Source organism: Solirubrobacter ginsenosidimutans (genome assembly GCF_027587205.1).
On the sequence record NZ_JAPDOD010000062.1, the window covers coordinates 20501 to 46395 of the forward strand.

The window sequence follows — 25895 nt, forward strand, 5'->3', positions numbered from 1 at the left end:
CGAGCGTGCTCAGAACTCCATCTCCAGGCGCTCTGAGGCCAGCACGAGCTCTTCGATCGCGACGTCCGTGCCCTTGCCCGAGAGCTGCGGGCCGGTGTACTTGATCGGACGGGCGTTGGTCAGCTTCCAGGTCTGCGCGACCGTCGCGCGGTCCTCGCTGAGCAGCTGGATCGTGACCGAGCGCAACGCCTCTTGGCTGCCGTTGCGGACGTCGTTGAGCCAGTCGTAGAGGGTGCTGTCCCCGATCACGCCCCGCTTGCACGTGACGTCGGGGACCTTGTAGGTGCCGGTGATCTTGCGGGCCGTGTTGTCGCCCTCGTTGCCGTTGCGGTACTCGGCGACGGTGATCTCCATGCCGAGGCCGGAGACCTCCTGGAAGCCGGCTTGCGCGCTCTTCGGGTCGGTCCCGAAGTCGACGACGAAGTTGAACTGGCTGTAGGGGCGTTCGCGGAAGGGCATCGCCTTATCTCCTCGTCGCCTCGAGCGTCTTCTGGCCGATGCGGAAGATCACGAACTCCGCGGGTCGCAGCGGCGAGACCCCGACCAGACACACCAGGCGTCCGTTGTCGAGGTCGTTCTGCGTCATCGTGCTGCGATCGCACGCGACGAAGTACGCCTCCTCCGGCGTCGTGCCGAGCAGGTGCCCGACCTTGAACTCGTTGAACAGGAAGTCCTCGACGGTGCGGCGGACATTGGCCCACAGATCGGGGCCGTTGGGCTCGAACACCGCCCACGTCGAGCCGCGATCGATCGAGTGCTCCAGGAACGCGAAGTAGCGGCGCAGGTTCACGTACTTCCACTCGGGATCCGACGTGACGGTCCGCGCGCCCCAGACGACGAGGCCGGCCTGATCGATCAGCCGCAGGCAGTTGATGCCCTCGGGATTGAGGACCTCCTGCTGGCCGCGATTGATCAGGAACTCGAAGTCCAGCGCGAGGCGCACCGGCTCGTTCGCGGGCGCCTTGTGCACGCCGCGCAGCACGTCGCTGCGGGCGTAGATGCCGGCGACGAAGCCCGACGGCGGCGTGATGATCTCCTGCTCGGTGTACGGATCGACGACCCGCACCCACGGGTAGTAGAGCGCCCCGTACTTGGAGTTCAGGCGCCCGCGCCAGGTGCGGATCTGGTCCGGGAGCGCGCCGTTGGGAGAGTCCAGGACCGCGATCCGGTAGCGCATCCGCTCGGCATGGCCGAGCAGCGCGTCCTGGACGTCGCGCGCCGTCAGGTTGGTTGGGCCGTCCACGAGCCCGCCCAGGGACGAGCCGGGCGCGGCGACGATCGAGATGTCGTCGAGGTCCTCGAACGCCAGCAGCCCGCTCTTGTTGCCGGCCGCGTCCGCGTCGCCCCGGTAGGCGTCGCCGTCGGGCAGCTTGCCGTCGTTGCCGTGGGTCAGCAGCGCGAGCAGCTGCAGCGGCGCCTGTCGCGGATCGGCGACCGGCGGCGTGTGGTTCTCCAGCAGCTGTCCGGGCGTCGGCGGCGAGGCGTCCCCCGGTGGCAGCGCCTCCAGGATCAGCTCGAGGATTTCCGGGCCGTTGGTCAGCGGCGTGTCGATCGCCAGCGGCACGAACAGGGACGTGCTGCGGTCGACGGGCGTCGGGTCGAAGACGCGCGTGAGCGCCTGCGGGTGCTCGGGGTGGAACGCCAGCCCGCCCCAGAACTCGTCCGCCACGAACCTCCCGAGGCGCGAGACCGTGACGTTGGCGGTGACGACGTGGACGCCCAGGCCCGCGACTCCCACGAGGTTGGACGCCAGCAGCTCCGCGGCGTTGGGGTCGGCCGCGTGCAGCTTGAACGTGTCGAGGTTGGTCGTGGGGTCGAAGAACGGCTCCAGCCAGTACGTGCCCTCGATGTCGCGCGTCCCGAGCTTGGCGCTCGTGGCCTTCTTGTCGGTCAGGTAGACCGTGTCGTAGGGCAGCGCGCCTGACAGCACGCCGATCCCGTCGCTCTGCACCAGGATGTTCGGGCCGACCGTGACCGAGATCGTCACCGCGAAGTTCCCGGCGCTGCCGGGGTGGCGGGCCTTGAGCACGAAGCCGCCGGGCGGGCTGCCGCCCAGGTCGAAGGCCGCGACGCCGAGGTCGGTGTCGCTCGCCTTGTCGAACGCGCGGGCGACGTAGAGACGCCGGCCGCCGTTCTCGAAGAACGCACGCACGCCGTGCGCGAGGTGGTTCGTGGTGCTCACACCGGCGTAGCGCAGCGGGTCGATCCCGCCATAGATGCGCTCGAAGTCGAGGAAGCTGGTGAGCAGCGCGGGCGGCCCGCTGACCGGTCCGAAGCGCGTCGCGCCGACGAAGCCGGCGGTGCTGGTGCTCACCCCCTCGATCGTCTTCTGGCGGAAACTCACCTCCTCCGCGTAGACGCCAGGCGCTAGGTACTCGGGCATGCCGATGTCTCCTTTCGAGACCTCACGGGGACGTGTCCAGGACGAGCTCGGCGCCGAAGTGCAGCTCCGCGACGAACGTCTCGACCAAGGGCTGGCCGAGGATGCTCGCGAGCTCCGGAGGGCGGCCGGGCAGCGGGAAGACAAGGGCCCCCGGGTCCTGGCGCAGCTCGACCGTGAGCGTCCACACCTGCAGGGCGGGAGGCGTGCCGCCGGTGCCGGGCGGGGGCGAGGGCGAGGGGGTGCCGCTGAAGGCGGGGTAGGGGAAGCCGATCGCCACCGCGCCGTCCTCGGTCGCGATCCCGGCCCAGCGACGGCCACCCGCCAGCACGTCGACGCGCGCGTGCGGCGCGACCTGGGCGCGGGCGACGGCCACGGCCGCCGCGAAGCGCCGGGTCGGGGCGGAGAACAGGTAGATGCGGCCGTTGCTGAGCCCCGCGAGTCCCTTGTGCGGGGCCGTGAGTTCGATCGTGGCGGGGAGGAAGCGGCCGCTCGGGTCGTCGACGGTGACGGCGAACGTGCCGCTGGTCGCCGGCGCGCCGAGCGGGTCCTCGGTTCCGGCCGGGTACTCGATCCGGTGCAGGCCGGGCAGGCCGGTGAATGCGCGGACGCCGGACGGCGTCGTGGTCGCGATGGCCGGCTCGCCCGGCACGTCGAGCGGGTGGGCGAGGACGCGCAGCGGGTCCGTGACCGGGGCGTCGGTGACCGAGTCCCAGAACCAGACGCCGAGCGGCGTGACGATCCGGAGGTCCTCGACCGTCACGACTCGACCCTGAAGTCGCGTTCCTGCACGAGCGCGCCCCCGGGCTCGAGCTGCTTGGACTCGATCCACACGTTGCGGGCCACGTAGGGCACCGACAGCTGGTACGAGCCGGGCCCGATCAGCTCCCAGAGGCGCATCAGGTCCTCGGTCGCGATCTCGCCGGCGACGATCTCGACCGCCTCGTCGTCGCGGAAGACCGACGGCGTGCGGCGGTTGAGGAGGCCCGAAGGCAGGACCGGCGTGTCGTCGAGCGCGCGCATCATCCAGCCGGCGATCGAGTACTGCGTCGACGCGTCCTTGCCCCACGTCGTCAGCAGGAAGTGCAGGTCCAGCGGGAGCTGCGCGTCGGCCCTCCCGCCTCCCGGCAGCCGGCGCCCGCCCGGAATGCGGTGCGAGCCGTCGACGAAGATCCGGTACAGGAACAGCGACACCCCCGCCGTCATGTGCTGCGGGAAGTTCGACGCGGTGTAGACCCGGAACTCGAGATCCTGGTCGAGCTGCGCGGGGTCATAGCTGTCGCGCAACACGTCCACCACGGCGTTGCAGACGGCCTCGATGGCGCGTGTATCGGCCAACTCAGCGGCTGGGGAGGTTCGCGGCGGACGGCATCGTGGCGATCATCCAGCGACCTCGTCACCGCTCCGTCACGGCGGCGTCACGTCGCCTCCGAACCGCTCCAGCCAACGCGCGACGGCCGCCAGCGCGTCCTGCGGAGAGCCGACGACCTCGCCTTGCTCCGGCCCGCCCTCGAGCTCGAACGTCGAGGTGATGCGCGCCCGGAAGCGCCTGGGGTCGGAGTCCTCCAACCAGGCGCGAACGACGATCACACCCATGACCTCTGGCGCAGCCACGATCACGCAGCCTGACGCCCGAGCGTCACACCGCCATCACCGCTCAGGCTTCCTACAGCGGCAGGACGAGCGCCTGCAGCTCGGGTGTCGGCGACACTCCGAGCTGGTCCTGCAGCAGGGAGCGGAAGAGCTCGTACCCGCGCACCGCCTCCCCGCGATTGCCCGCCTCGAGGTGCGCGCGGATCAGCGCGCGGTGCGCGCTCTCGCGCAGCGGCTCGGCCGCCACCGACGCCATCCCGACGACGATCGCGTCCCGATAGCGCCCCTGCTCGCGGAAGTCCTCGCAGAGCGCGTCGAGCGCCAGCAGCCGCAACTGCCGGAACCGCTCGCGCTCGATCGCGAGCCAGTCGTCGTACCAGTCCGGCAACAGGTCACCCGCCTCGCACAGCACGGCCACGTCGCCGGAGCGCGGCGAACCGCCCCAGCGCAGCGCACGCCGCGCGCACTCCCCGGCGTTGTGGAGGTCGACACTGACGTGACGCCCGAGCGCCATCGCCGTCGCCGTCGTCGCGACGAGATCCTGCGCGCGCTGGCGGATCCGCCACAGCGTGGTCCGCAACGCGGCCTGCGCGTGCTCCTCGCTCGAGTCGATCCAGAGCGTCCCCGCCACGTGCGCCCGCTGAACAGGACGATCATGCAACGCGAGGAAGGCGAGCAGGCGCTGGGCCGTGTGCGGGAGCTCGATCACACAGCCGTTCTGGCGCGCCTGAAACCCACACAGCAGATCGAGGGTCACGCCGGAGGCGGCCGCGTCGGTCCCGGTCTGCAGGATCGTGGGCGGCATCGTGGCTCTTCACGAGACAGACCCGCCCTCGCCGCGCCGTGATACGGCGAAATGTAACCGCGGCCAACTTCGCGGGATCACGATCGTCTCCGTACTGGAGCCGACCGTCGCCGCTTCACCCATGTTGCCGCGGATCACCGGATGCGAGTTCGGCCGGCGCCTGAAGAGCTCGTCGCCGAACCGCTCGATGGAGCTCGTCCCGGCCTTCCACTCGAGGCGGACCGCCAATAGTCGGCGGGCGACTGCTTGCCGCGTGGGCTGCGGCGAATCGACGTCGTCGTCCGCTGATAAGCGGGAGTGGTGACCCGACAAGCCTGCCGCGACGGCAATGCGCGATCCGGGTCGTTTCACCCGGGTGAACTCGTGATCCAGCGGTGACGCGGTCGCGATCTCGGAGTACCTGAGATCAGCACGGTAGTGCTGCCCGCGCCCTATGGCCGCGCGCACGCGCCGTGCACTTCGACGCGGCCGCGAGACCGTGGCGGATTCACATCGCCGAACCCACCCACGACAGAAATTCAAACCTTGAGCAAACGAACGATCGCATTCGCGTCGTCCCTCGCGGGATTCATCGCATTCGTCATCCCCGCGGCGGCACGAGCACAAGTTCCCCCGGGCCCGTTGATGGCGCGCCGATGGATCTCCAAGAACGTGAATCCGATCCGAGAGCTCCCTCCGTTGCCCTTGACCCCCGCTTCACCGGCGTGTTCTCCGCTCGTCCGTGTGTCCGTCGCAGTGGCGCTTGCGCTTCTCACGTTTCTGCTTGCCGCTCCGATCGCGTCCGCGCGCGAGCTGTTCGTTACCGCCAGCGGGTCGCCGACGGGCTCTTGCGACCGCTCCGATCCATGCACGCCGCAGCAGGCGATCAACGCCGAGGCGCGTGGCTCGGATGACGTGGAGATCGCCTCCGGCACCTACACGGTGACAGCGCCGCTAGTCGCGCGTGACCAGGTGACGGTGCACGGCCCCGCCCACGGGCTGCGCCCCACATTGGTCAACGACGGCAGCGGCAGCACAACGGTGCCCGTGGGACCGAACTCCGGCGCGATTTACAGCTCTCGCACGCTCGCTCTGCGAGATCAGGCGAGCGCCCGCAGGCTTTACGTCACCCAGACCGGTACCAGCGCATTCACCCTGGAAATGGAATCGAACACATCCGCGTCCGACGTCGTCGTCGTCGCGACCGGCAACGGGTCATGGGCCGTAAATGTCAGCGGCGGCGCCACACCGCTGTTGCGGGACGTGTTCGCGTTTGCGGGCGGCACCGGGGCGACCGCGATCCATACCTACGCGGACAACCTGCGGCTGCGCAACGTGCTGGCGATCGCGCCGAACTACGGCGGCGACGCGCTCGACATCGTCGGCTGGGGCTGTCTCCAGCACGCTGGCTGTCGGGGCGCAGTTACGGCCACGGTGGACGCCCGTAACGTGATCCTGCGTGGCGCATTGGCGGATGCCGTGCTGCTAAGCGACTACGCAGGCGCGCGCGGCGTCCTCAATGTCGACCACTCGAACTTCCGATCGGGACGGGTGCTAGCGCCGGGCGGAGCCGGGACCGGGAGCCTGGTTGACCGCGGCACTAACCAATCCGCCGATCCGCTGTTCGTGAACTCACAGGTGGGCGACTATCGGCCGGCCGCGGGGTCCCCGACAATCGACAACGGCGTCATCGACGCGGACGTCTCCGGCTTCGACATGGACGGCAACGCCCGGCCGCTCGGTGGCGCCGCAGACATCGGTCCGTTTGAGTATGTCGCGCCACCCGCCACGCCCGTCTCGCCGCCGGTGAGCCCGCCCGTTTCGCCCCCGGTCGCCCCCGGGACGGGCTCGGGCGGCGTGCAGGCGCCGCCGCCTGCGAGCTCGTCAACGTCCACGCAATCGCCGCCGGTGTTCACGCCGCAGGTGCCGACGGCCTGCCGGAGGCTGAAGGCAAAGGCGCGCTCGACCTGCATCAAGCGTGAGCAGGCGCTCTCGGCCTGCCGCAAGGTGAAGACCACAAAGAGGCGCGCAGCATGCATGAAGAAGGCCAAGCGGATCGGCCGCACGTCCGCGCGGCGTACTTGACGGGCGCCTGACGTTCTGCCAGAGGTCGCGGGGCCGCGGTGGGAGCGTGGATGGCGGACCGCGGCCGGCTGCGCGGCGGCCTGCGGCTGGTCCTGACGGACTCCATGTTGACCCCGCCGGCCGCCTCCGCTGATGGGCCGGGTAAGGAGGCACGGCAAGCCCTGCCGACCGCAGGTCGACGACACCGCTCGGGAGAACGCCGGGGGAACGAAGACCCGGAACGGCCGCGGATCGGCGGGCCCACGTTGACCCCGACGACAGAACCCACGAGGCGCGATCGAGCGCCGACAACCGCGGCGCAGAGCCAAAGAGGCGAAGCGGAGCGGCGCAGGAATCGAACCTACCCACCGCCGGGCTACGACGGCTCACCGGTTTTGAAGACCGTGCGGCCTCATAGCTCGTTTGGCTCTACCAGGGGAGAAATGGCCCTCCGGTAGTGCGCGTGGGGACAACGGTGGGGAAGCCGGCGTCTAGGCCCCTCTGGTCTAGGCGCCGCCCGCACCGTCCTAGTGGACCCCCCCGGGCTCTTCGTCGCGCCGGATCGAGCGCTCTCGATCTGCCCTCATCCGGTGTCGCGAAACATCAACGCCACGCTGACTCTCGGTCGGCCTGCGCCCCGCCAGCTCACGCGACCTCGCGGTGTCGAGGACCGCCGCCGTCCGCGCCGCAAGAACGAAGAAGACCGGGTGGCTGCCCGGTCTCCGTCTGCGGCCTTCCGGCCACTCAGCGCCACCCGATCGGGGTGAGCGCCCACATATGAACGTAGATCGAACTGTAGCCGCGCTGCGGACGGATCGCCAACCCCTTTCACGGGGGCGGATTCGTCGCGCCTTTGAGGCCTTCGCGCAGCGGCCAGGCCGAGCTCTTCCAGCTGTGCCGCGAGCGTCCGCTCGCGTGCGCAGCGCTGCTTGCTGCCGCGACGCCTTCGGGCGTTGGCGGTGCCGCTGGAGCGCACCCCTGCACGACCGCGTGCTCGACGCTCGTCTCGTCGTTGGTATCGACCGGCGGCCGAGCCGCTGCCCGCTGAGCCGGGCCGGCTGGTGGTCAACGCCTTGCTCGGGCGGGCCCGCCGGGCGCGTGGGTGCCACACGCCCGGTGACGACCGGTTGGAGACGCGGGCGTACGCGGTCAAGCGGTATCTGTTCCGGCTCGGTCACGCGCAGCGCTCGGCTCGGTACGCGACGTCGATCGCTCAGCTGGTCGCGGGGTTGGCGCCGGTGATGGGCTGGGGGCCGATGCCGAAGGCCGGCGCGGAGCGAGCGCGGTTCGTGCGCTCGCATCGACGCAGCGTGCAGCGCTGGCTGGACGACCTGCAAATGGCCGGCCTGGTGGCGCACGAGCCCGAGCGCGACGCCGACGGCAAGTGGTGGCGAACGCAGATCGTGCTCTTGGCTGCACCGGAGCCGACCCGAGACGAGCTCGTAGTTGCGAAGCGACGGGCGGCCGGTTGGCGGTGGCGTGAGGCTGCCCGCCGTCGCTCGTCCCGGCGAGCCCCAAGTCTGGCGGGCATCCACGAGCGTAGTGGTGTTCCAGGAGCGCGACGTCGAGCACGCGCTGCGCTCGCTCGCTCCGTCGGCGACCACGAGCGGGGGCGCCATGCACGCGTCGAGGCTCAGATCGCCAGTGCGGCCGCGCGTCGAGCTCTCCCTAGAGATTTGACGCATCCCTTCGGAGCGCCTCCTACGTCGGCGCTCTCAGTGGTCTCTCCGCCGCGATCGCGAAGCCTCGCGACGGCGCAGAGTGAGAGATCAAACGCGCAATCACCAGCGCAATCGGCGACAGTCGAAGAAGCGCTTGCTGCCGAGATGGGCGCGCGCAGGCGCGCGGCGCGTCCGACAACGCCCCGGGCTGACCAAGGCCGCACAACGGCGGGCACCGAGGAGGGGAGGGCCCTCCCGCCTGAAGACTTCGACGCCCTCGTTGCCCAGCGGCTGGCAGCTCGCGAGCGACTGCTCGCTGCACGGGCAGAGGTCCTGGAACCGCAGGTCACTCAGCGCATTAGCGCGGTTCGGTCGTGGCCGGTGGGACGTCGTTGCCCGATCAGCCGGTTGTGCGAGGCCTGGGTCGCGCATCGCCACGGGCTAGCCATGGTGCGGCGTTCCGGTACCTGGCTGGCGGGATCGGTCTCGCCGGCGCTCGTCGCCGAGACCGGCCGCGCGATCGAGCTCTACGAGGCCTACGCCGAGGAACGGCCGCCCGATTGGCCTGCGAGCGGCCCTGCGGCGCTGTGCTCGCTCGGTCGCCTCGGCCGAGCTGATCGCTTCGCCGGCGACGTCGCCCGACTGCTCGGGCTGGCCAAGCGCATGCGCGCCGCCGCGCTCGCGAACGACCCTGCCCGGCTCGATCGCTGCCGAGCCCGCGCGGAGAGGCGTACTCAGCCTCCGCGCGGCCGTTTCGTGTTCCGCAATAGCGCACCGCGGATCGAGACGGCCGAGGGGCGGCGCGGTCGTGTCCGCGACGCGCTGCTCGTTGCCGGCGCGAATCCCGGTGACTGGCCGAACGCCGAGCTCGCGCTCGCGCACCACCCGGCGCTCCGCGACACCGCACAGCCGCGGCTGATCGAGCCGGAGCACTGCGAAGAGCTCGATGGCCTGGCCGCTCGCGCAATCCGCTACCGCGCCGAGCTGGCCGCGGGCCGCTGGCGGATCTCCGCAGACGAACCACCGACGTCCAACCCCAAGGAGGCATAGCCCCCATGACCACACCCAGATCGACTTGTGCCGGCCATTCGAGGTGCGCAGCTGCGCTGAGGAGCGCCTCGACATCGGTGCAGCCCCTCGTCCACCCGTGCGCGCGTCTGCGCTGCACCGCACGTGAGCAGCCAGCCGCCTGCACACTTAGGCTGCCGCGCAGGCGCCCATCCACGCATGTGGGCAGGTGCCCAGCTGCGCACCTGCTGATCTCGGGACCAGTGCGATGAGCGCCGTCGTCGCGGTCTTGAACCGCAAGGGCGGCGCCGGCAAGACGACGTTGACGAAGGACGTCGGCTACGCGCTCGCCGAGCGCGGAGCGCGGGTGCTGCAGGTCGGCCTTGACCCGCAGTCCTCGCTCGAGGTCCTCGCCCGCCTCGGCTTCGACACGCCTCCGGATCGCACGGTGAGCCGGTTGCTGATGCCCGAGGAGTTCGGCGACACGCCGGATCTTGAGACGGTGATCCACGAGACGGCTTGGGGCACGTGGCTGATCCCGGCGAGCAAGGCGCTGGCGACCGCCGAACGCGCCCTCGGCGAGGCTGGCCGTGGCGGTGTGAGTCAACGGCTCAAGCGCGGCTTCAGCCGCCTGGGCGTCGACGAGCGCTTCGACATCGTCCTGATCGACTGCCCGCCCGGCATGACGTCGCTGACCATGAACGCTCTGGTCGCCGCGGGCAGTGTGCTCGTGCCGACGCAGCTCGACTTCCTCTCGGTCGCTGGCCTGGCGGTGCTGATGGAGACCGTCGAGGAGATCCGCGAGTACGACAACCCACGGCTGCGCTACCTCGGGATCGTCGGCACGCAGACCGACGAGCGCACGCGACATGCCCGTGAGATCCGCGACCAGCTCGAGGAGCTCTTCGGCGAACGCGCCGGCGGAGTGCTCTGCCGGGGCACGATCCGGCAGAGCACTCGTGTGCGCGACGCACACGCCGCGGGCATGGCCGTCGGCCAGTTTGACCCAGAGCACCCGGTCAGCGACGACTACCGAGCCCTCGCCGAGGAACTCGCCGTGCGCGCGCGGCTGGACCTCGTGACCGGAGTCATCCGATGAGCGCGATCAAACGTGCCGACGCCGGCGCCGCCATCTCCGGCCTGTTCGGAACGAGCTCGGCGACCGGCGGTCTCGCCCGTCGCGCCTCCGAGCCGGCCGCACGCGTCGAGGCGACGCCGACCCATCGCGAACAGCGCCTGCGGCAAGGCGTGGAGCTCGACGAGCGCGACGTGGAGTTCCTGCGCAGCCTCTCGCGGCCCAGGCGGACCGGTCAGCCGCGCACGCTCGGCAGCAAGTTCGTCGCCACCGGCGTGCTCGCCGCCGCGATCGAGCTCTTGCGCGAGCGCGAAATCGACATGGACGGCGTCGAGGCCGGCGACCTCACTGAGATGACCGCACGCGCCCGGTCGGCGCTGCAGGGCGATAGCCGGTCGCCAGATCCCCGGGAGAGCGAGCGATGACGTCTTACTCGGTCCGGCCGCGGAACTGCGCGTACAAGCGTGTGCCGGCGTCGGCCAGGACGATCAGCGCGGCGACCAACGAGGCGACGCTCACGGCGGCTGGGATCGAGTCCTCCCCTCCGGCCAGCGACCAGCCGAAGAAGATCGCCATCACGAAGTACGCGATCGCGGTGATCGTATGGACGACGCGCCGCAGCGGCGACAGTTCTGACCACGGCACCTCGGGAACTCGAGTCGGGTCGTCCTCGAGCCCGAAATACACGGCGAGGCGGCTGAAGAAGCGACGCACAGTCCGTGTCTACCCGGGTTGGGCGCTATGGATTTTGCTGTGGACTGGAGTCCGTAGCGCCCGTCCGCTGATCCCTTGTCTGGTGCGGTGTTGGTGGGGGGCCTGGATCCGACCCCGCCCGCCCCACGTTCATTCTTCACTGGAGCGATCGGGGTCGGATCCAGTCCCCCCAAGAAGCGGTGGTGGGGGATCAGCGGACGGGCTGAGAGGTGGTGCAGGGACAGAAGGACAGAGGGACAGAGGGAGAGGAGAGACAACAACTTCAACGTCAAGGGCCGAAGTACACGAGGACGGAGACAAACGCGGTGGAAGCGCGAAGCGGCGAGGTGAGCGCGGAGCGCGTGTTGCGACGGCGAGAGCGAGGGATGGCGACGCACGTTGGACGTGCGGTAGCGAGGCGCGGCGATGAGTGGCCGGGGTGGAGTTGCGCGTGGGCCTGGGCCGCGGAGTCTTGAGGCGTTGCGGTGGCTTTCGCGGCTTGAGGTCGCGGGCGTTGAGCCGTTGGGTTTGGCCCTCGGGTTCGGGCGCAGCGCGACGTATTCGCATCTCGCGCGCCTCGCGGACGCGGGTCTGATCGCACGGGGCTACGACAGTGACGGCAGTGTGGTCGCGATCACCGCGTCGGGCCGGCGCGAGGTCGGGGCCGACAAGGGCGACGTGCGCAGCGGCGCGACCCATGGCTCGGGACTACGGCACGCGCGGGCGGTCTCGTGGGTTGCGGCGCTGCTGACGCTCCGCGGGCGCGAGTGGGTCAGCGATTGCGAGCTGCGCGGGCTCGCGGAGTGGCAGATCCCGGTCGTCTGGGCCGCCAGCCGCGGCCGCCACCGGCCGGACATCGGCGTGGTGATGCGCGGCTCCCGAGTTGCCGTCGAGGTGGAGCTCTCGCACAAGTCGCCGCGGCGCTTGCGGGCGATCCTCGCCGGCCACGAGGAGGCGATCGCGTCGGGCCGGATAGCGGGCGGGCTGATCTACGTCTCTGATCGTGCCGACGTCCTGGAGGCGGTCAATCGCTCTGCGCGCCGCGTCGCGTTGCCCGAGCGTCGCTTCCGAACCCGTTCGCTCGTGGACGTCCAGGCTGAGGTCCGCCGTCTGACGCGCGAGCGGCGGGACCCCCGGCCAGACGGACCGGAGCAATCCACCTCGGAAGCGCCCATCGGCGAGGCGGTCGGAAGCGGGCGCGCTGGCGCACTTGACTCGGAGGCGGCGGAGCGATGAACGTTTCGCAGATGGGGGCGCTGGCGGGCGCGTTCTTTGGTGGCGGCGTGGCGGGGGCAGCGGGCGCATGGTGGGCGCACCGCCGCACGCGCCTGTCGGCATGGAACCTGTACGCGCTGGCTCCAACCGGTATCGCCGCGTGGCTCGGCGCCCTCGCAGCCGGACAACTCGGGCTGTTGCCAGCGGCAGGCGCCGCCGCCTCGGCTGGCGTGGTCGCGGCCTCGCTGGCTCGCCGATACCGCCTCGCGGCGTTGGGAGCCACGGGCGAGCTGCGGGACTTCGAGAGTTCCCGCGTGATGGCGTGGACGGCAATGCGCGATCGGGCCCGACGACGATCGGGCGAGCGCACATTGATCGCCAATCAGGGCGAGCTCGTCCACGAGCGCTCTTGGCCCGACGATGAGCCGTTCGTCCCGATGTCCGACGGGGATGACGGACGCGTACCGTCCCGCGAGGGCCAGCATCTGTTGATCGTCGGCGCGACGGGCTCGGGCAAGACCGTCAGTGCGCGTCGCTGGCTGCTGGCGCGGATCATCGGCGATGGGGTCGGGGTGCTGGTCGCAGACCCGAAGGGCGATCGCGGGCTGGCACGCGATCTCGAGGACGCCGCTCGACTCGTACAACGCCCGTTCGTGCTCTTCGACCCCCGCTCCCCCGCCTCGTCGCGATGGAACCCCCTTTGGAGCGAGGACACCGGAGCGGTCGTCTCCCGGCTCGTCGCACCGATCGGCGCGGGCGAGGGCAACGCTCGCTACTACGCCGACCTCCTGCAGATCCACCTGGGCACCGTCGCGGCAGGCCTGAACGCCGCCGGCCTGTGGCCGGCGAACATCCCTCTGCTCCTAGACGCGGCCCAGCTGTCGAAGTTCGACGAGCTGCTCGAGCTGGTCCGCGACCGAGTCGACGAACGCAGCGAGATCGTCCGGCGCCTCCGCGAACACCGCGCGGTGCTCGCCAGCCCTGAAGCCAGGAGGGATCTCACCGGCGGCATCCTGCGACTTCGCGTCGCCGCCGGGGAGACATGGCGAGACGTCCTGACACCGCATCCCGAGCGTGGTGCGATCGCCCTGCCCGCCGCGCTGAGAGCCGGCGCGGTCGTGCTCGTACGCACCTGGGTGGACGACTTGCCCGATGAGGCGCGGGCGATCACCACGCTGTTTCTCGCCGACGCGGCCGCCGCTGCGCTGACACTGCCGGAAGGCGTCGAGTGGGCGGCGCTCATCGACGAGTTCGGCGGCGTCCTCAGCACGGGAGCCGGTGAGCGGGCACTCGCTTTGCTGCAGCGCGCACGCTCGGGTGGCGGTCAGGTCGCGGTGACGACGCAGAGCGTGACCGACTTCGCGGCCGCGACGGGCAATCCAGCGCTACTCGACGCGCTCGCGGACAACTTCGCCGGCGGCATCTTTCATCTGCAGAGCTCGCCGGAGTCGCGCGACTGGTTGTCGAGGCTGATGGGCACGCGCGAGCTGTGGCAGTCCACCGCCCGCACGTCGCGCGGTGGGGCCGGCACCGACGGCGTCGGCAGCCGCCGGCGCGTCCGGGAGTTCCTGGTGCGTCCCGACGACCTTCGCACCCTCTCGCGCGGCGAGGCCTACATCTGGAGCACGCTCGGGCCGGGACCGCAACGTGTTCGCGTCCGCATGGCGGAGCTTCCAGAGCACTCGAAGCCACCGGTGAGCCCGGACGGACTGCACGCGCCGTGCGGTCCGCTCAGTCTGGCGGCGAGCGTCGACGCGCCAACTGGGCGGGTCGGGGGGCGAGATCGCGACGACATCCACCTACAGGAGGTGGACGAGGCGCTGTGACAGCAGGACTTCAAGGCAAGGCACATGGCAAACGGCCGCGCGAAGGCGCGCCGGCATTCGCTTGCGCTCGCGCGCGGCTCGGCGGGCTTAAGCCGCGTATGCCTCGTCCCGCCCACCTCCGACTGATCGTCCCGCCAGAGCCCGCCCGAGCGCCGAGCAGGTGCGCGACCGCCGACTGCCCGCTTCCCGCGGCACGCGGCGACCGGCTCTGTGGACTCTGCGCGTTCGTCCATCGCGGCGCGCGCGAGCTCAGCCGTCGGCTGCTCGCCCGCGACCTCGCCCGCCTCGAATGTCGATCGCCCGGCCTCGCCGAGGCAGCGATCGCCGCTCTGGCGTCGCTCGTCGTCGTCCGCACACCCGCGCCCGAGCTGCCCGACGTCGTCTCGCCGAGCTGGCCGGACGAGGGCGACTTGGTCGCTCTGAAGGCACTCGTGGTCGAGCTCGAGCACGGAGCCGCCCGCGCATGAGCGCGCTGGAGTCACCACGGGTCGGCTGGGACGCGCAACGGCGCGCTCGAGCGCTGTCGGCGCAGCGGGATCGCTTGCGTGCGCGCCTGCCGCACAAGATCAGTTCGGCGCGAGCGTTGCCGGACGACCTTCGAGTACTGATCGTCGACGACTCCATCCAGTTCGTCTCGGTCGGCTACGACGGCACGATCAACTCCCAGCGCGAACTGGAGAACCTGTTCTGGGACGCGGCAACCAAGCGGGTCGCGCGTGCACACGAGGGTCGATACAACACCGTGCGCGCCGGCTATCAGCGCGCCGACATCGCCTCGCTGGACGAGCTCGGGACCGACGCAACACCCGAGGACCACACGCTTGTGCGCGCGGAGCTCTCCGCGGCACTGCACTTCGCAGCCCTGCTCGAGCCCGAGGAACGCGACGTCTTCCTCTGCCAGCACCGCGACGGGCGCCGTCGCCCGCTCGGCGCCAAGGCCATCGCCCGTGAGCTCGGACTTCCACTCGGAGCCGTGCGCTCCGCGGAACGCTCGATCGCCGGCAAGCACGAACGCTTCGCGACGATCTACGCCGCCGGACGGCTGTGCGGCTACCTCGCGCCAGCAGTCGCCGCCCTCGCCGAGGGCGACCCCGAAGCCGAGGACGCCGTCAGCGGGCGAGAACTCGCTGCGCGCGTGCACCTCGAAATCGAGCGCTGCCCAACCTGCACCGCCGACTACGCGCGCCAGCTCCGGTACCTCCAGGGCGCGCGCTTCCATCACCAGGTCGTCGTGCTACTTCCCGCCGCCGCGGACGAACGGAGTCGTTCGCTCACCGGCGGCTTGCGCGAGTGGCTCCCCGACTGGATGGCCCGTCTCCTCTCGCACGAACCGACCAGTGGGCAGCTGCTCACGAGCGGCGCCGGTCGAGGCATCGGAGGCGCCGCACTCGCGAAGCTCGCGACGGTGTGCTTCGGGGCCATGTGCGCGTGCGTCGCCACGGGCGTGTTCCCGATCAGATCGACACCCGAGTCGCCGGCGCGCGCCACCCCGACGCCGACCGCAACCCCGTCCCCGGCCGCGCCCGAGTCGCGCCTCCCACACGGCGCCCCGACCCCGACTCCGACGCCGGCGGTAGCCATCCAGCGGAAGCGGACGTCCAAGCGCAGCGCTTCGCAGTCCAAGTCCACCCAGGGCGGGACCGGCCCGCGGAGCCACGAGCAAGCCCCGGCGTCCCCCGCACCATCGAACGCCGCTCCGGGAGGAGCGAGCGAGTTCGACCCGTCGTACCAGCCCAACGCACCAGCCGCACCTGCACCCGTGCCCGCCGCACCGGGAGCAGCCGAATTCGGATGACCGGACGAGGAGCCGCATGAGACCCCAACAACGAGAGCACCTGCGACGCGCAGCGCACCTCTTCGCCGCCGGCGTGCTGAGTCTCGCGCTGCTAGCCGCCGCGAGCCCATCGGCCGACGCATTGCCGTACACGGTTTCGGGAACTTGCGGCGTCTGGACGTCGTGGGGAGACACGAGCGGATACGTGACCGAATATCCCGCGTGCCCAGAGCTGTGGGCTCGCAACGTCGGCGGTAGCTTCGCCACGCCAAACGGGATCGGTGGCGGCTGGCGCTTCGATCCCCCGGACGGCACGTCGGTCGCTCAGGTCGACCTCCAGGGAAGCCTCCAAGGCCTGTATGGGTGGGAAGCCGCGGCTTACACGATCGGGACCAGCGCCCGTGTACTTGTGGGCTGTCCTGGTCTTACCTGCCCAGGCTCGAGCGCCGGGTTCGCCGGCGGGTACCCGGCGTTCAACAGCGGACCGGTGATCCTCAGCGTGAGGTGCGGCGCGAGCGCGTGCTCGAACGGCGCTCTCGGCGGCCAGATCTACGTGAGCAACGCGAGCGTGACGCTCAACGACTACGGCCTCCCGACCGGCCGGCTGACCGGCGGCTCGTTGCTCTCCGGCGGCTGGAAGAGCGGCACACAGACGGTCGTCGTCGACGGCAGCGACAACATCGGCATCCAAAGTGTCCGAGCGCTGATCGACGGCGCCGTCGTCGCGAGCGCCGCGCGGCAGTGCACCCCCGGTCAGAAGGTGCCGTGCTCAAACGGAGCAACCGAGGTGCGCGTTCCAACGAACGGCCTCTCCGACGGTCCGCACGACGTGGCGGCACAAGTCGTTGACGGGTCAGGGAACGTCATCACGACCGGCAGCTCAACCTTCTACGTGGACACGGTCGCTCCGACTGCGCCGCTGGACGTCGCCGCCGCCGGCGGCGTCGGATGGCGAGCCAGCAACAAGTTCACGATCACGTGGCGCAACCCACCGCAGAACGCGGCGCCGATCGCCGCCGCTCGATACACCCTCTGCCCCGACGTCCCCTCCGACAGCACGGCGGAAGCGCGCTCGAAGCTGCTCGCGCAATGCACGACCGGCACCCGCTCGAAGCGAGACCTGACGAGCATCGACAACCTCGAGCTGCCGAAGACGGGACAGTGGGACGTCAAGCTCTGGCTCGTCGACGAAGCCGGCAACGAGCAGCCGGCAAAGGCCGTCGAGCTCGACGGCCTCGGTTTCGACGACGCGCCTCCGAGCGCAACGGGATTTACGCCGCCGACTCCTGACGACCCCACTCGCGTCCATATGCAGGCCGCCGACTCACTGTCCGGACTGGCGGGTGGGAGCGTCGAGGCTCGCCGCGACGGGCAGACCGCGTGGCAACCGCTGCCGACCGACGTAACGGCCGGCGGATTGAGCGCAGTCGTCGACGACGAGACCCTGCCGAAGGGCTTGTACTTCCTGCGGGCGCGCGTGACCGACGCCGCCGGGCTCGAGGCTTCCAACGATCGGACAACCACCGGCGACCCGGCGACCATCAAGTTGCCGATCCGGCTCGCGAGCCGCCTGACGACAGGACGCCGGGGCAAGCGAACCTGCCATGGGCACGGCCACACGCGAACGTGTCGCTACCACCTGGTGACGAAGCCCAACGTGCGCGTCGGACGCTCGACCCGCCTCTACGGGCGTCTGACCGTCTCCGGGACCGCGATGCCCGGCGCGCAGATCGAGATCTGGCGCCAGCTGAAGCTCACGGGGGCACCGTGGGCACGTGTCGGCACGGTCATCACGTCCCGGACCGGCCGGTTCTCGTACCTGGCGCGCCGCGGTCCCGCCCGTTCGATCCGCTTCCGGTACGCCGGCACGCCGACAGTCCGCGGGCGCAACGACGACGTCGCCCTACGAGTCCGCGCCTCGAGCACACTGAGGCCGAGCCGCCGCAACGTCGTCAACGGCGAATATGTCACGTTCCGCGGTCGCCTCGCCGGCGGCTGGATCCCGCCTACCGGAGCCCTCGTCGAGCTCCAGGTGCGCTCGCGTGGACAGTGGCGCACGTTCGCCCAGCCTCGCGCCAGCGCGAAGACTGGCCGCTACACCTACCGGTATCGCTTCGAAACTGTTCGCGGGCGAGCGAGCTTCAAGTTCCGCGCACGCATCCGGCAGCAGCCCGGTTTCCCGTTCGTCACCGGCACTTCGCGCGCGGTCCGAGTCCAGGTCCGCGGCCTATGAGCCACCGGCCCGATCCGCAACTCCCGCCCTCCCAGAGTTATCGTGCGGGCAGGGGTGCACCAACCGATGAGGAGTCGTCGTTCATGACCCGATCGCTCGCCCGCCTGCGCGCGCGGCTGTCCTACGCCAACGTCACCGCCACACTCGCGCTGTTTGTCGCGCTCGGTGGGACTAGCTACGCCGCAGCGACGCTCGGTCGCAACACCGTCGGCTCAACCCAGATCCGCAGCAACGCGGTCGGCTCCTCGGAGATCCGCAGCAGCGCAGTCGGCAGCAGCGAGATCCGCGACCGCACCATCGCACTGCGCGACCTCGCCGTCAGCACACGCTCCAGCCTGCGCGGCGGCGTCGGACCCGCGGGGCCCGCAGGTCCAGCCGGCGCGACAGGTCCGGCGGGAACCGGTCTCACCGCAGCCGTCAACTCCGGCGGAGCCAAGGTCGGCGGCAATGCGCGCGACAACGTGAACCACCCGGGCGGGAGCAACGAGTACACCGTCGAGTTCACCCGCGACGTCAGCACGTGCATCTACGCCGCGACACTCGCCGCGGCGAGCAATGGCGGCGCGACTGAACAGCCACCCGCGGGCGGCCGCGTCGGCGTGGCCTCCGCCGGCGGCGCGAGCGTTCTCGTCAAGACATACGACGGCACGGGCGCGCCCGCACCGGCACCGTTCCATCTTCTCGTGTCGTGCTGACACTCCCGCGGCAGAGCCAAATCGCGCGCGAGTGGCGTCCCGGAGGCGTGAGCTCCCGCATCGGATAGCGGCGTCCGTGCGCCGCAGGTGCGGCAGCCACGGATGCTGAGCGGGGCTGGTTCGTCCAGTTTGGACGATGCCGTTCCGGTGCTCCCGGCGCAAGCTGCGACGACTCCATCCCAGGAAAGGGGGCCGCATGGCCAACCTCATCGCTATCGCCTATCCGGACCAGGCAACGGCCGAGGATGTTCTCGCGACGCTGTCGCGGTTGCAGACCGAGAAGACGATCGAGCTTGAGGACGCGGTGATCGTCAGCCGCAACCAGGACGGCAAGGTCAAGCTGCACCAGAGCGCGAAGCTGGGCGCGGCGGGGGCCGCGGGCGGCGCGCTGTGGGGCGGACTGATTGGCCTGCTCTTCCTGGCGCCGGTGGTGGGCATGGCCATCGGGGCGGCGGCGGGCGGCGCGGCCGGGGCGATGGCCGACGTCGGCGTCGACGACAAGTTCCTGAAGGAGCTCGGCGCCAAGCTCGAGCCGGGCAGCGCGGCGCTGATCGTGCTCGTGCACCGCTCGACGCCGGACAAGGTCCTGCCGGAGATCTCCAAGTTCGGCGGCGACGTCATCCAGAGCTCGCTTAGCGACGATGCCGAGGCGCAGTTGCAAACCACGCTCGCGTCGCACCAAGCCGCGGCGGTTTAGCCATGAGCCTCGGCGCCAGTCTCTTCCTCATCGCGGTCGGTGCGATCCTGCACTTCGCGGTCACCGCCACGCTGGCCGGCATCGACATCCAGGTCGTCGGCACGATTCTGATGGTCATCGGCGGGATCGGGTTCGTGATCTCGCTGTACTTCTACTTCGCGAACCGCCGCGCCGCGCCCGGCCCGCCGCCGCCACCGTCGGCGACGTATCGGTGATGCGCGACCACTCATGAAGCTCGGGTTCGCCGGCCGGTGGCTGAGCTCCGTGCGTCCGGAACCAGGCACGCTGCGCCAGGACGCGATCGCCGGCGTGCCCGGCGCCGTCGGCAGCGTGCCCGACGGGATGGCGTCGGCGGTGCTGGTCGGCGTCAACCCCGTCTACGGGCTCTACGCCAGCTTCGCCGGGCCGATCGGCGGTGGGCTGACGGCGAGCACGCGGCTGATGGTGATTACCACGACGACCGCCGCGGCGCTCGCGGCGGGCTCGGCCGTTGCGGGCTTCGACGCCGAAAAGCGGCCCGAGGCGCTGTTCATGCTGACGGTCCTGGCGGGCGCCGTGATGCTCGCGGCCGGCCTGTTGCGCTTCGGTCGCTTTACCCGGTTCGTCTCGTTCTCAGTGATGATCGGCTTCCTGACGGGCGTCGCGGCGAACATCATCTTCGGCCAGATCCCCGACCTCACCGGCGCGAAAGCGACCGGTGACATCGCGCTCGAGAAGGCACTCGACGTCGTCCTGCACCCGTCGCGCATCGAACTCGCGTCACTGCTCACCGGCGCCGCGGCACTCGTGCTGCTGATCGGCCTCGCGCGCACGCGGCTGTCCGCCTTCTCGGCGGTGATCGCGCTGGTCATCCCGACACTGTTGACCTTGTCGGTCGATTCGATCGCGCGCGTCGAGGACGCGGGCAAGATCCCGACCGGCGTTCCGCTGCCGCACCTCCCCGATCTCGCGTTGGCGCTCGATCCGACGATCCTGGTCGGCGCGCTGTCGGTCGCGGTGATCGTGCTCGTCCAGGGCGTCGGGGTCAGCGAGGCGGCACCGAACCGCGACGGCGGCGCGTCGGACGCGAACCGCGACTTCATCGCCCAGGGCGTCGGCAATGTCGCCTCCGGGCTGTTCCGCGGGCAGCCGGTGGGCGGGTCGGTGGGGCAGACGTCACTCAACGTCGCCGCCGGCGCGCGCGGGCGCTGGGCGTCCATCTTCTCGGGTCTGTGGATGCTTGCGATCCTGGTCGTCTTCTCGGGGATCGTCGGCCGGGTCGTGATGCCAACGCTCGCGGCGGTGCTGATCTACGCCGCGGCCGGCTCGCTGCGCAGCGGTGCGATCGGAACGATCCTGCGCACCGGCCGCAGCTCGCAGATCGCCTTCGGCGTGACGGTCGTGGCGACGATCTTCCTGCCCGTGGCCGCGGCCGTCGGCATCGGCGTCGCGCTCTCGCTGCTGCTGCAACTCAATCGCGAGGCGATGGACCTCAAGGTCGTCCGGTTGCAGCCGCGCGACGACGGGCGCTTCGCCGAGGCCGACGTGCCCGCGCGGCTTCCGAGCCACGCCGTGACCCTGCTCGACGTCTACGGCAGTCTGTATTACGCCGGGGCCAAGACCCTGGCCGCGCGGCTTCCCGAGACCGCCGGCGCGGAGCGGCCCGTGGTCGTGCTGCGCCTGCGCGGCCGCACGCAGCTCGGCGCGTCCTCGCTGGTCGTGCTCGATGGCTACGCCGGGCGGCTGGCCGAGGTCGATGGCCGCCTGATCCTCAGCGGCACGGCACCCGAGCTGGTCAAGCAGCTCCGGCGGACGGGGCGCGAGCACCTCGACGCCGAAGTCAAGGTGTTCCCTGCGACGGACGTGATCGGCGACTCATCCGATGCGGCCTACCGCGAGGCACAGCATTGGCTCGACGAGGGTGCGAAGGCGCCGGCGAAGTGACCAGGTTCATCCAATCGGGACGACGCCGATCTCCCGTTGCCGCGCCACGATGCCCGCAACCGAACGGAGGAGATGGAAATGGCCATCGGACCTGTGCAACTCATCGTGCTCGGCTTCGATCACCCCGAGTTTCACGGCGAGATCATCGCCGAGCTCGAACGTCTGCGTGAGAGCGACACCGTGCGCGTCATCGATGCGCTTGCCGTACACAAGGATGCCAACGGCGAGTTCGAGGTGGCGCACCTCAGCAACCTCTCCAAGGACGAGGCGATCGAGCTCGGCAGCGTCGTCGGCGCGCTGGTCGGCCTCGGCATCGAAGGAGAGGACGGATTCGTCGCCGGCGCCGAAGCCGGTGCCGAGGCGGCGGCCGACGGGGTGAGCGTGTTCACCGACGAGGATGCGTGGGACGTCCTCGAAGACATCCCGAACGACACGGCGGCGGCGCTCATCCTGATCGAGCACCACTGGGCCGTGGGCCTGCGTGACGCGGTCGCTCGCGCAGGGGGATCTCGACTCGGCGACGCGTTCATCAGCCCGCTCGACCTGGTCGAGGTCGGACTGGTCACGCGCGAGGAAGCCGACGAGCTCGCCGCGCTCGAGACAGCGTAACCCTTCGCCCGCCCGCCAAGCCACCACTCAGGAGGACCGTATGTTCGGATCACGCAGAGTCGCGCGCCGCACGTCACGTCGCGTCGCTCGCCGCCGCTAGTCACCACCACGATCGTCGCCGGGATCGCCCGGCGACGATCATCCACTCGGGAGGATGCGCAGCGCCGCCGGCGGACTGATCATCGCGGTATGACCAGCATCGGACCCGTCCAGTTCATTGCCGTTGGCTTCCCCGGGAACGCCACCTACGAGGGCCGCATCATCACCGAGATCGAGGCGATCGAGGCCAGCGGTTCACTGCGCGTGCTCGACGTGCTGTTCGTGCGCAAGGACCCGAGCACGGGCGAACTGCAGACGATGGACATCCAGAGCGAGGAGCTCCGGGCGCTGGCGGGCACGCTGACGCTCGGCGTGTCACGACGCGAGATCGAGGGCGTGGGCGACGAGCTGGAGCCGGGCCAGGCCGCGGGCATGATCCTCGTCGAGCACGTGTGGGCGCGCGACCTGGCGGAAGCCATCGAGTCGACCGGCGGCGGGGTCCTCGCGCAGGGCCTGCTCGGGCCCGAAGACCTGCAGGCGATCGTCACCGAGCTCGCGCGGGCCAGCTAACCCCTCGCGGGCTTCGTCCCGTCGGGATGATGCCGACGCGAGACCGATCGATCATCGTTATCGCGGCCGCACGACCACGAGGTGCCCGATGCTCATCGCACTGCTCGCCATCCTTGGCGTCGACCTCATCGTCGTCGTCGCATTGCTCGCGCTCGTGCTGTCACGCAAGCGTGGGTCAAGCGTCGGCCGGGCGCCTTTCATGGAGCGATCCGGGTCACCGGCGGCGGGATCGACGGTCTCGGGCCGAAGTGGCACCGCGGGTACGGGCACGGGGTTCGGGACGTCTTCGTCTGGACGAAGGCGCCCATGCCGTTCCGCAACGAGCTGATCCCGATCGACGGCGTCGACGAACCGCAGGCGGCCGGCGTCAACGAGGTCAAGTGGCTCGGCGATCACCCGGTCGTCGTGCGCGTCAGGACCGGCGACGCAACGGCCGAGATCGCAGTTCGGAGCGACGACAGCGAGCTCGCTCGTGGACTGCGCAACACACCTGAAGCAGTCGTCGCGTCGACGTAGACACGCACATCAGAACGGAGGGCCAATGGCCACGCGTAAGGCGTCATGCAATTGCGGCAAGCTCAGCGTCACCTACGACGGACCCGACCCAGAGCGTGTGTCCCTGTGCCAGTGCTACGAGTGCCAGAGGCGGACGGGCAGCATGTTCGGCGTGCAAACGCGACTTCCGATCGAGCACGTGACGATCGAAGGCGAATCGACGACGTGGACGTTTCCCAGCGAGAGCGGGAAGCCATCCGAGTTTCGCTCCTGTGACAGCGCGGGGGCCACGTATCACTTCTGCCCAGAATGCGGTTCGACCGTCTACTGGGACCTCACCATCGCACCGGGCTTCCTCGGGGCCGCGGTCGGCGCCTTCACGGACCCGACGTTCCCGCCGCCGGTGATTGCCGGCTTCGAAGCGTACGGGGCGGCGTGGGCGCTGAACGTCTCGGGACTCTCGATGCCGGGCGGGCATCACGACTACGACGGAACATCACACGGCGGGAAGCGACTGTGACGGGATGAAGATCGAGCCGTCGGGCCTGTTGCGCCCGGTCCCGATGTCGCGGCCTGCGCTCAGGGCGAGATTCGGGTGCGTTTCGTCCAGTCGGGATGAGGCGCCGGGACGGCCCGCGACATAGCGTTTTTGGAGCTGCTCGGACGGCCGGGCGGTGGACAAGAGGAGATGGCTCAGATGAGTGCGACGGCTGGTTCGCAGGCCTCGATCCACACCCCCGATACGGTGCAGTCAAGGCTGGGGACGCTTGAGTTCAACGATGGCGCCCCGTCTGAGCGGACGGCCGCGTTGCTGTACGACAACCTGGACTTCGTCCACGGGGTGCAGGCGTTTCTCCGGGGGATACCGGGGGCTTCGCTCGTCGCGGCGCGGCGTGGTTTCCGGTCGGTGGGCGCCGAGGACAACACGTTCCTGTTGTTCTCGGAGCTGATGGATTCGGCGTCTGTGTTCCTGACCGGCAACTGCGACACGGTGTACTTCTGGGGGTTCGTCGACCTGTCGGATGGGCCGATGGTGCTCGACGTGCCGTCCGTCGATGTACCGTCGGGGATCCTCGGCACGATCGATGACATGTGGTTTCAGTGGGTCACTGACATCGGCCTGCCCGGACCTGATCGCGGCGAGGGCGGGAAGTACCTGCTGGTGGGGCCTGGGTATCGCGGGCCGCTGCCCGACAGCGGCTTCCACGTCTTCCATGCCCGCACGCGGAGGGTGACGGTGATCGGCCGGGCGTTCATGGTCGACAACGATCCGACGGTCCCGGTCGAGGCCATCCGTAACGGCTTCCGGGTCTCCCGCTACGTGCCGGGCGCGCAGGGCACGGCCGTCGGAAGCTTCCTGGCCGGGCGCACACCGCTCGGCGCGCCGCAGACGGCGCCCGAGACGCGCTTCGTCGAGGCGTCGGGCTTGGAGTTCAACACCATCTTCGCGAACGATTTCGGGTTCTGGGAGACGATCGACGAGCTGGTGCAGCAGGAGCCGCCTGAGTCGGGCGAGCCGGAGTTGCTGGGTTTGCTCGCGGCGGTCGGGATCGTTCACGGCAAGCTGTTCGATCCCGACGAGCGCATGCGCAAGATCCTCGAGGACGCGGCCGTGGTGGGCAACGCCACGGCGCGCACCGTCACCTTTGCCGCACGGCCCGAGGAAGGCTTCGAGTTCTACCCGGGCTCCCAATGGCAGAGTGCGCTGTTCGTCGGCGGCTACCAGTTCCTGGACCCGCCCCCGCAGATCACCCCCGGCGGGGTGGTTTTGGCCAAGAGTGACGGTGCTCGCAAGCTCGACTCGCGGACCAACTTCTTCTACATGGCCACCGGCGCCACGCCGGCGATGTGCATGCGCCTCACCGGCATCGGCTCGCAGTACATCTACGCGATGCGCGGCAGCGACGGCGCCTACCTCGACGGTGGCCGCAACTATCGCCTGACGCTTCCCGCCGACATCCCCGAGTCGCGTTTCTGGTCGGTGATCTTGTACGACCGCCAGACGCGTTCGATGCTCGAGACCGATCAACACCTCCCGCGCCTCGGGAGCCAGTCCGGCACGGTCGAGACCAACCCGGACGGTACGACCGATCTCTACTTCGGGCCGACTGCGCCCGAGGGCAAGGACAACAACTGGCTCCAGACGATTCCGGGCAAGGGCTGGTGGCCGATCCTGCGGCTCTACAACCCACTGCAGCCGTTCTTTGACAAGACCTGGCGGCCGAGCGAGATCGAGCCGCTCGAGGCCAGCTCCAACGGACATTCCGCCCCGAACGGGCGCTAAGCCTCTACGTCAGGGAGTAACCAAATGACCGTTTCCGCCGAGACGTTTCGGTCTATCTCGACGCCTCCGCAGGTGGAGAGCCGGCTCGGGACGTTTGACTACGTCGACGGGTTTCCGAGCCGTGAGACCAGCGACCTGGTGTATGACCATCTCGACTTTCAGCACGCCCTGAATGTGTTCCTCAACGGCTTTGCGGGAGCGTCGACGTACGCGTTGCGCAAGGGCATGCAGGAGGCGGGGGCCAAGGACAACGAGATCCTGATGTTCTCGGAGCTGC

General features: G+C 70.1%; 25 protein-coding genes and 1 pseudogene. 19 read left to right on the forward strand and 7 right to left on the reverse strand.

The window, feature by feature from the left end; all coding sequences use genetic code 11:
- Positions 1–9: 9 nt before the first annotated feature.
- From OM076_RS38665 to OM076_RS38690, 6 genes are all read right to left on the reverse strand, one after another.
- Positions 10–459 (reverse strand): phage tail protein, encoded by a 450-nt coding sequence (locus OM076_RS38665; protein ID WP_270045534.1) that lies wholly within the window; start codon positions 457–459, stop codon positions 10–12.
- Between the two features lie 4 nt (positions 460–463).
- Entirely contained in the window at positions 464–2383 is a 1920-nt protein-coding gene (locus OM076_RS38670) for a phage tail sheath family protein (RefSeq protein WP_270045535.1), read from the reverse strand.
- A 22-nt stretch (positions 2384–2405) separates the two neighbouring features.
- Positions 2406–3143: a hypothetical protein gene (locus OM076_RS38675; protein WP_270045536.1), complete on the reverse strand. Its 738-nt coding sequence runs from the start codon at positions 3141–3143 to the stop codon at positions 2406–2408.
- Entirely contained in the window at positions 3140–3718 is a 579-nt protein-coding gene (locus OM076_RS38680) for a Pvc16 family protein (RefSeq protein ID WP_270045537.1), read from the reverse strand. The genes OM076_RS38675 and OM076_RS38680 overlap by 4 nt, the downstream gene beginning before the upstream one ends.
- A gap of 69 nt (positions 3719–3787) precedes the next feature.
- Positions 3788–3994, reverse strand: a complete 207-nt coding sequence (locus tag OM076_RS38685) for a hypothetical protein (protein WP_270045538.1) — start codon at positions 3992–3994, stop codon at positions 3788–3790.
- Positions 3995–4046: 52 nt separating this feature from the next.
- Positions 4047–4778, reverse strand: a complete 732-nt coding sequence (locus OM076_RS38690; RefSeq protein ID WP_270045539.1) for an AfsR/SARP family transcriptional regulator — start codon at positions 4776–4778, stop codon at positions 4047–4049.
- A gap of 723 nt (positions 4779–5501) precedes the next feature.
- Here OM076_RS38690 and OM076_RS38695 point away from each other — a divergent pair.
- From OM076_RS38695 to OM076_RS38710, 4 genes are all read left to right on the forward strand, one after another.
- Positions 5502–6842, forward strand: a complete 1341-nt coding sequence (locus OM076_RS38695; protein WP_270045540.1) for a choice-of-anchor Q domain-containing protein — start codon at positions 5502–5504, stop codon at positions 6840–6842.
- A 1805-nt stretch (positions 6843–8647) separates the two neighbouring features.
- The gene (locus OM076_RS38700) at positions 8648–9532 is read left to right on the forward strand and encodes a hypothetical protein (protein ID WP_270045541.1); all 885 of its coding nucleotides are present in this window, start codon (positions 8648–8650) and stop codon (positions 9530–9532) included.
- Between the two features lie 226 nt (positions 9533–9758).
- Complete coding sequence (locus tag OM076_RS38705) at positions 9759–10589, forward strand: ParA family protein (RefSeq protein ID WP_270045542.1); 831 nt, start codon at positions 9759–9761, stop codon at positions 10587–10589.
- Entirely contained in the window at positions 10586–10990 is a 405-nt protein-coding gene (locus tag OM076_RS38710; protein ID WP_270045543.1) for a hypothetical protein, read from the forward strand. The genes OM076_RS38705 and OM076_RS38710 overlap by 4 nt, the downstream gene beginning before the upstream one ends.
- A gap of 4 nt (positions 10991–10994) precedes the next feature.
- Here the strand turns inward: OM076_RS38710 and OM076_RS38715 are convergent, their stop codons facing one another.
- Positions 10995–11279, reverse strand: a complete 285-nt coding sequence (locus OM076_RS38715) for a hypothetical protein (protein WP_270045544.1) — start codon at positions 11277–11279, stop codon at positions 10995–10997.
- 405 nt (positions 11280–11684) lie between these two features.
- Between OM076_RS38715 and OM076_RS38720 the strand changes: the two genes are divergently transcribed.
- From OM076_RS38720 to OM076_RS38790, 15 genes and pseudogenes are all read left to right on the forward strand, one after another.
- A complete protein-coding gene (locus tag OM076_RS38720; RefSeq protein ID WP_505017728.1) occupies positions 11685–12494 on the forward strand; it encodes a replication-relaxation family protein in 810 nt (269 codons plus the stop codon).
- Positions 12491–14299, forward strand: coding sequence for a type IV secretory system conjugative DNA transfer family protein (locus OM076_RS38725; protein WP_270045546.1), 1809 nt, complete (start codon positions 12491–12493; stop codon positions 14297–14299). The genes OM076_RS38720 and OM076_RS38725 overlap by 4 nt, the downstream gene beginning before the upstream one ends.
- Before the next feature lie 98 nt (positions 14300–14397).
- Positions 14398–14766, forward strand: a complete 369-nt coding sequence (locus OM076_RS38730) for a hypothetical protein (protein ID WP_270045547.1) — start codon at positions 14398–14400, stop codon at positions 14764–14766.
- Entirely contained in the window at positions 14763–16094 is a 1332-nt protein-coding gene (locus OM076_RS38735) for an RNA polymerase sigma factor (protein WP_270045548.1), read from the forward strand. The genes OM076_RS38730 and OM076_RS38735 overlap by 4 nt, the downstream gene beginning before the upstream one ends.
- 184 nt (positions 16095–16278) lie before the next feature.
- On the forward strand, positions 16279–18306 hold the full coding sequence (locus tag OM076_RS38740) for a hypothetical protein (protein WP_270045549.1): 2028 nt from the start codon (positions 16279–16281) through the stop codon (positions 18304–18306).
- Positions 18307–18389: 83 nt separating this feature from the next.
- A complete protein-coding gene (locus tag OM076_RS38745; RefSeq protein ID WP_270045550.1) occupies positions 18390–19001 on the forward strand; it encodes a hypothetical protein in 612 nt (203 codons plus the stop codon).
- A gap of 196 nt (positions 19002–19197) precedes the next feature.
- The gene (locus OM076_RS38750; RefSeq protein WP_270045551.1) at positions 19198–19698 is read left to right on the forward strand and encodes a DUF1269 domain-containing protein; all 501 of its coding nucleotides are present in this window, start codon (positions 19198–19200) and stop codon (positions 19696–19698) included.
- 2 nt (positions 19699–19700) lie between these two features.
- The gene (locus OM076_RS38755) at positions 19701–19913 is read left to right on the forward strand and encodes a DUF6458 family protein (RefSeq protein WP_270045552.1); all 213 of its coding nucleotides are present in this window, start codon (positions 19701–19703) and stop codon (positions 19911–19913) included.
- A 49-nt stretch (positions 19914–19962) separates the two neighbouring features.
- On the forward strand, positions 19963–21621 hold the full coding sequence (locus OM076_RS38760; RefSeq protein WP_270045553.1) for a SulP family inorganic anion transporter: 1659 nt from the start codon (positions 19963–19965) through the stop codon (positions 21619–21621).
- Between the two features lie 78 nt (positions 21622–21699).
- The gene (locus tag OM076_RS38765) at positions 21700–22230 is read left to right on the forward strand and encodes a hypothetical protein (RefSeq protein ID WP_270045554.1); all 531 of its coding nucleotides are present in this window, start codon (positions 21700–21702) and stop codon (positions 22228–22230) included.
- A gap of 189 nt (positions 22231–22419) precedes the next feature.
- On the forward strand, positions 22420–22839 hold the full coding sequence (locus tag OM076_RS38770) for a DUF6325 family protein (RefSeq protein ID WP_270045555.1): 420 nt from the start codon (positions 22420–22422) through the stop codon (positions 22837–22839).
- Between the two features lie 306 nt (positions 22840–23145).
- Entirely contained in the window at positions 23146–23355 is a 210-nt protein-coding gene (locus OM076_RS38775) for a hypothetical protein (RefSeq protein ID WP_270045556.1), read from the forward strand.
- A gap of 25 nt (positions 23356–23380) precedes the next feature.
- The gene (locus OM076_RS38780) at positions 23381–23854 is read left to right on the forward strand and encodes a GFA family protein (protein ID WP_270045557.1); all 474 of its coding nucleotides are present in this window, start codon (positions 23381–23383) and stop codon (positions 23852–23854) included.
- A gap of 177 nt (positions 23855–24031) precedes the next feature.
- The gene (locus OM076_RS38785; protein WP_270045558.1) at positions 24032–25618 is read left to right on the forward strand and encodes a DUF1254 domain-containing protein; all 1587 of its coding nucleotides are present in this window, start codon (positions 24032–24034) and stop codon (positions 25616–25618) included.
- Positions 25619–25642: 24 nt separating this feature from the next.
- A pseudogene (locus tag OM076_RS38790) lies at positions 25643–25895 on the forward strand (DUF1254 domain-containing protein); the annotation flags it as partial.

Coding starts and splice junctions, on each gene's coding strand:
- OM076_RS38690 (WP_270045539.1), bottom strand. CDS start 4,778: ATGCCGCCCACGATCCTGCAGACCGGGACCGACGCGGCCGCCTCCGGC.
- OM076_RS38775 (WP_270045556.1), top strand. CDS start 23,146: ATGCCGTTCCGCAACGAGCTGATCCCGATCGACGGCGTCGACGAACCG.
- OM076_RS38665 (WP_270045534.1), bottom strand. CDS start 459: ATGCCCTTCCGCGAACGCCCCTACAGCCAGTTCAACTTCGTCGTCGAC.
- OM076_RS38785 (WP_270045558.1), top strand. CDS start 24,032: ATGAGTGCGACGGCTGGTTCGCAGGCCTCGATCCACACCCCCGATACG.
- OM076_RS38710 (WP_270045543.1), top strand. CDS start 10,586: ATGAGCGCGATCAAACGTGCCGACGCCGGCGCCGCCATCTCCGGCCTG.
- OM076_RS38745 (WP_270045550.1), top strand. CDS start 18,390: ATGACCCGATCGCTCGCCCGCCTGCGCGCGCGGCTGTCCTACGCCAAC.
- OM076_RS38765 (WP_270045554.1), top strand. CDS start 21,700: ATGGCCATCGGACCTGTGCAACTCATCGTGCTCGGCTTCGATCACCCC.
- OM076_RS38755 (WP_270045552.1), top strand. CDS start 19,701: ATGAGCCTCGGCGCCAGTCTCTTCCTCATCGCGGTCGGTGCGATCCTG.
- OM076_RS38770 (WP_270045555.1), top strand. CDS start 22,420: ATGACCAGCATCGGACCCGTCCAGTTCATTGCCGTTGGCTTCCCCGGG.
- OM076_RS38670 (WP_270045535.1), bottom strand. CDS start 2,383: ATGCCCGAGTACCTAGCGCCTGGCGTCTACGCGGAGGAGGTGAGTTTC.
- OM076_RS38700 (WP_270045541.1), top strand. CDS start 8,648: ATGGGCGCGCGCAGGCGCGCGGCGCGTCCGACAACGCCCCGGGCTGAC.
- OM076_RS38725 (WP_270045546.1), top strand. CDS start 12,491: ATGAACGTTTCGCAGATGGGGGCGCTGGCGGGCGCGTTCTTTGGTGGC.
- OM076_RS38750 (WP_270045551.1), top strand. CDS start 19,198: ATGGCCAACCTCATCGCTATCGCCTATCCGGACCAGGCAACGGCCGAG.
- OM076_RS38735 (WP_270045548.1), top strand. CDS start 14,763: ATGAGCGCGCTGGAGTCACCACGGGTCGGCTGGGACGCGCAACGGCGC.
- OM076_RS38730 (WP_270045547.1), top strand. CDS start 14,398: ATGCCTCGTCCCGCCCACCTCCGACTGATCGTCCCGCCAGAGCCCGCC.
- OM076_RS38720 (WP_505017728.1), top strand. CDS start 11,685: ATGAGTGGCCGGGGTGGAGTTGCGCGTGGGCCTGGGCCGCGGAGTCTT.
- OM076_RS38780 (WP_270045557.1), top strand. CDS start 23,381: ATGGCCACGCGTAAGGCGTCATGCAATTGCGGCAAGCTCAGCGTCACC.
- OM076_RS38705 (WP_270045542.1), top strand. CDS start 9,759: ATGAGCGCCGTCGTCGCGGTCTTGAACCGCAAGGGCGGCGCCGGCAAG.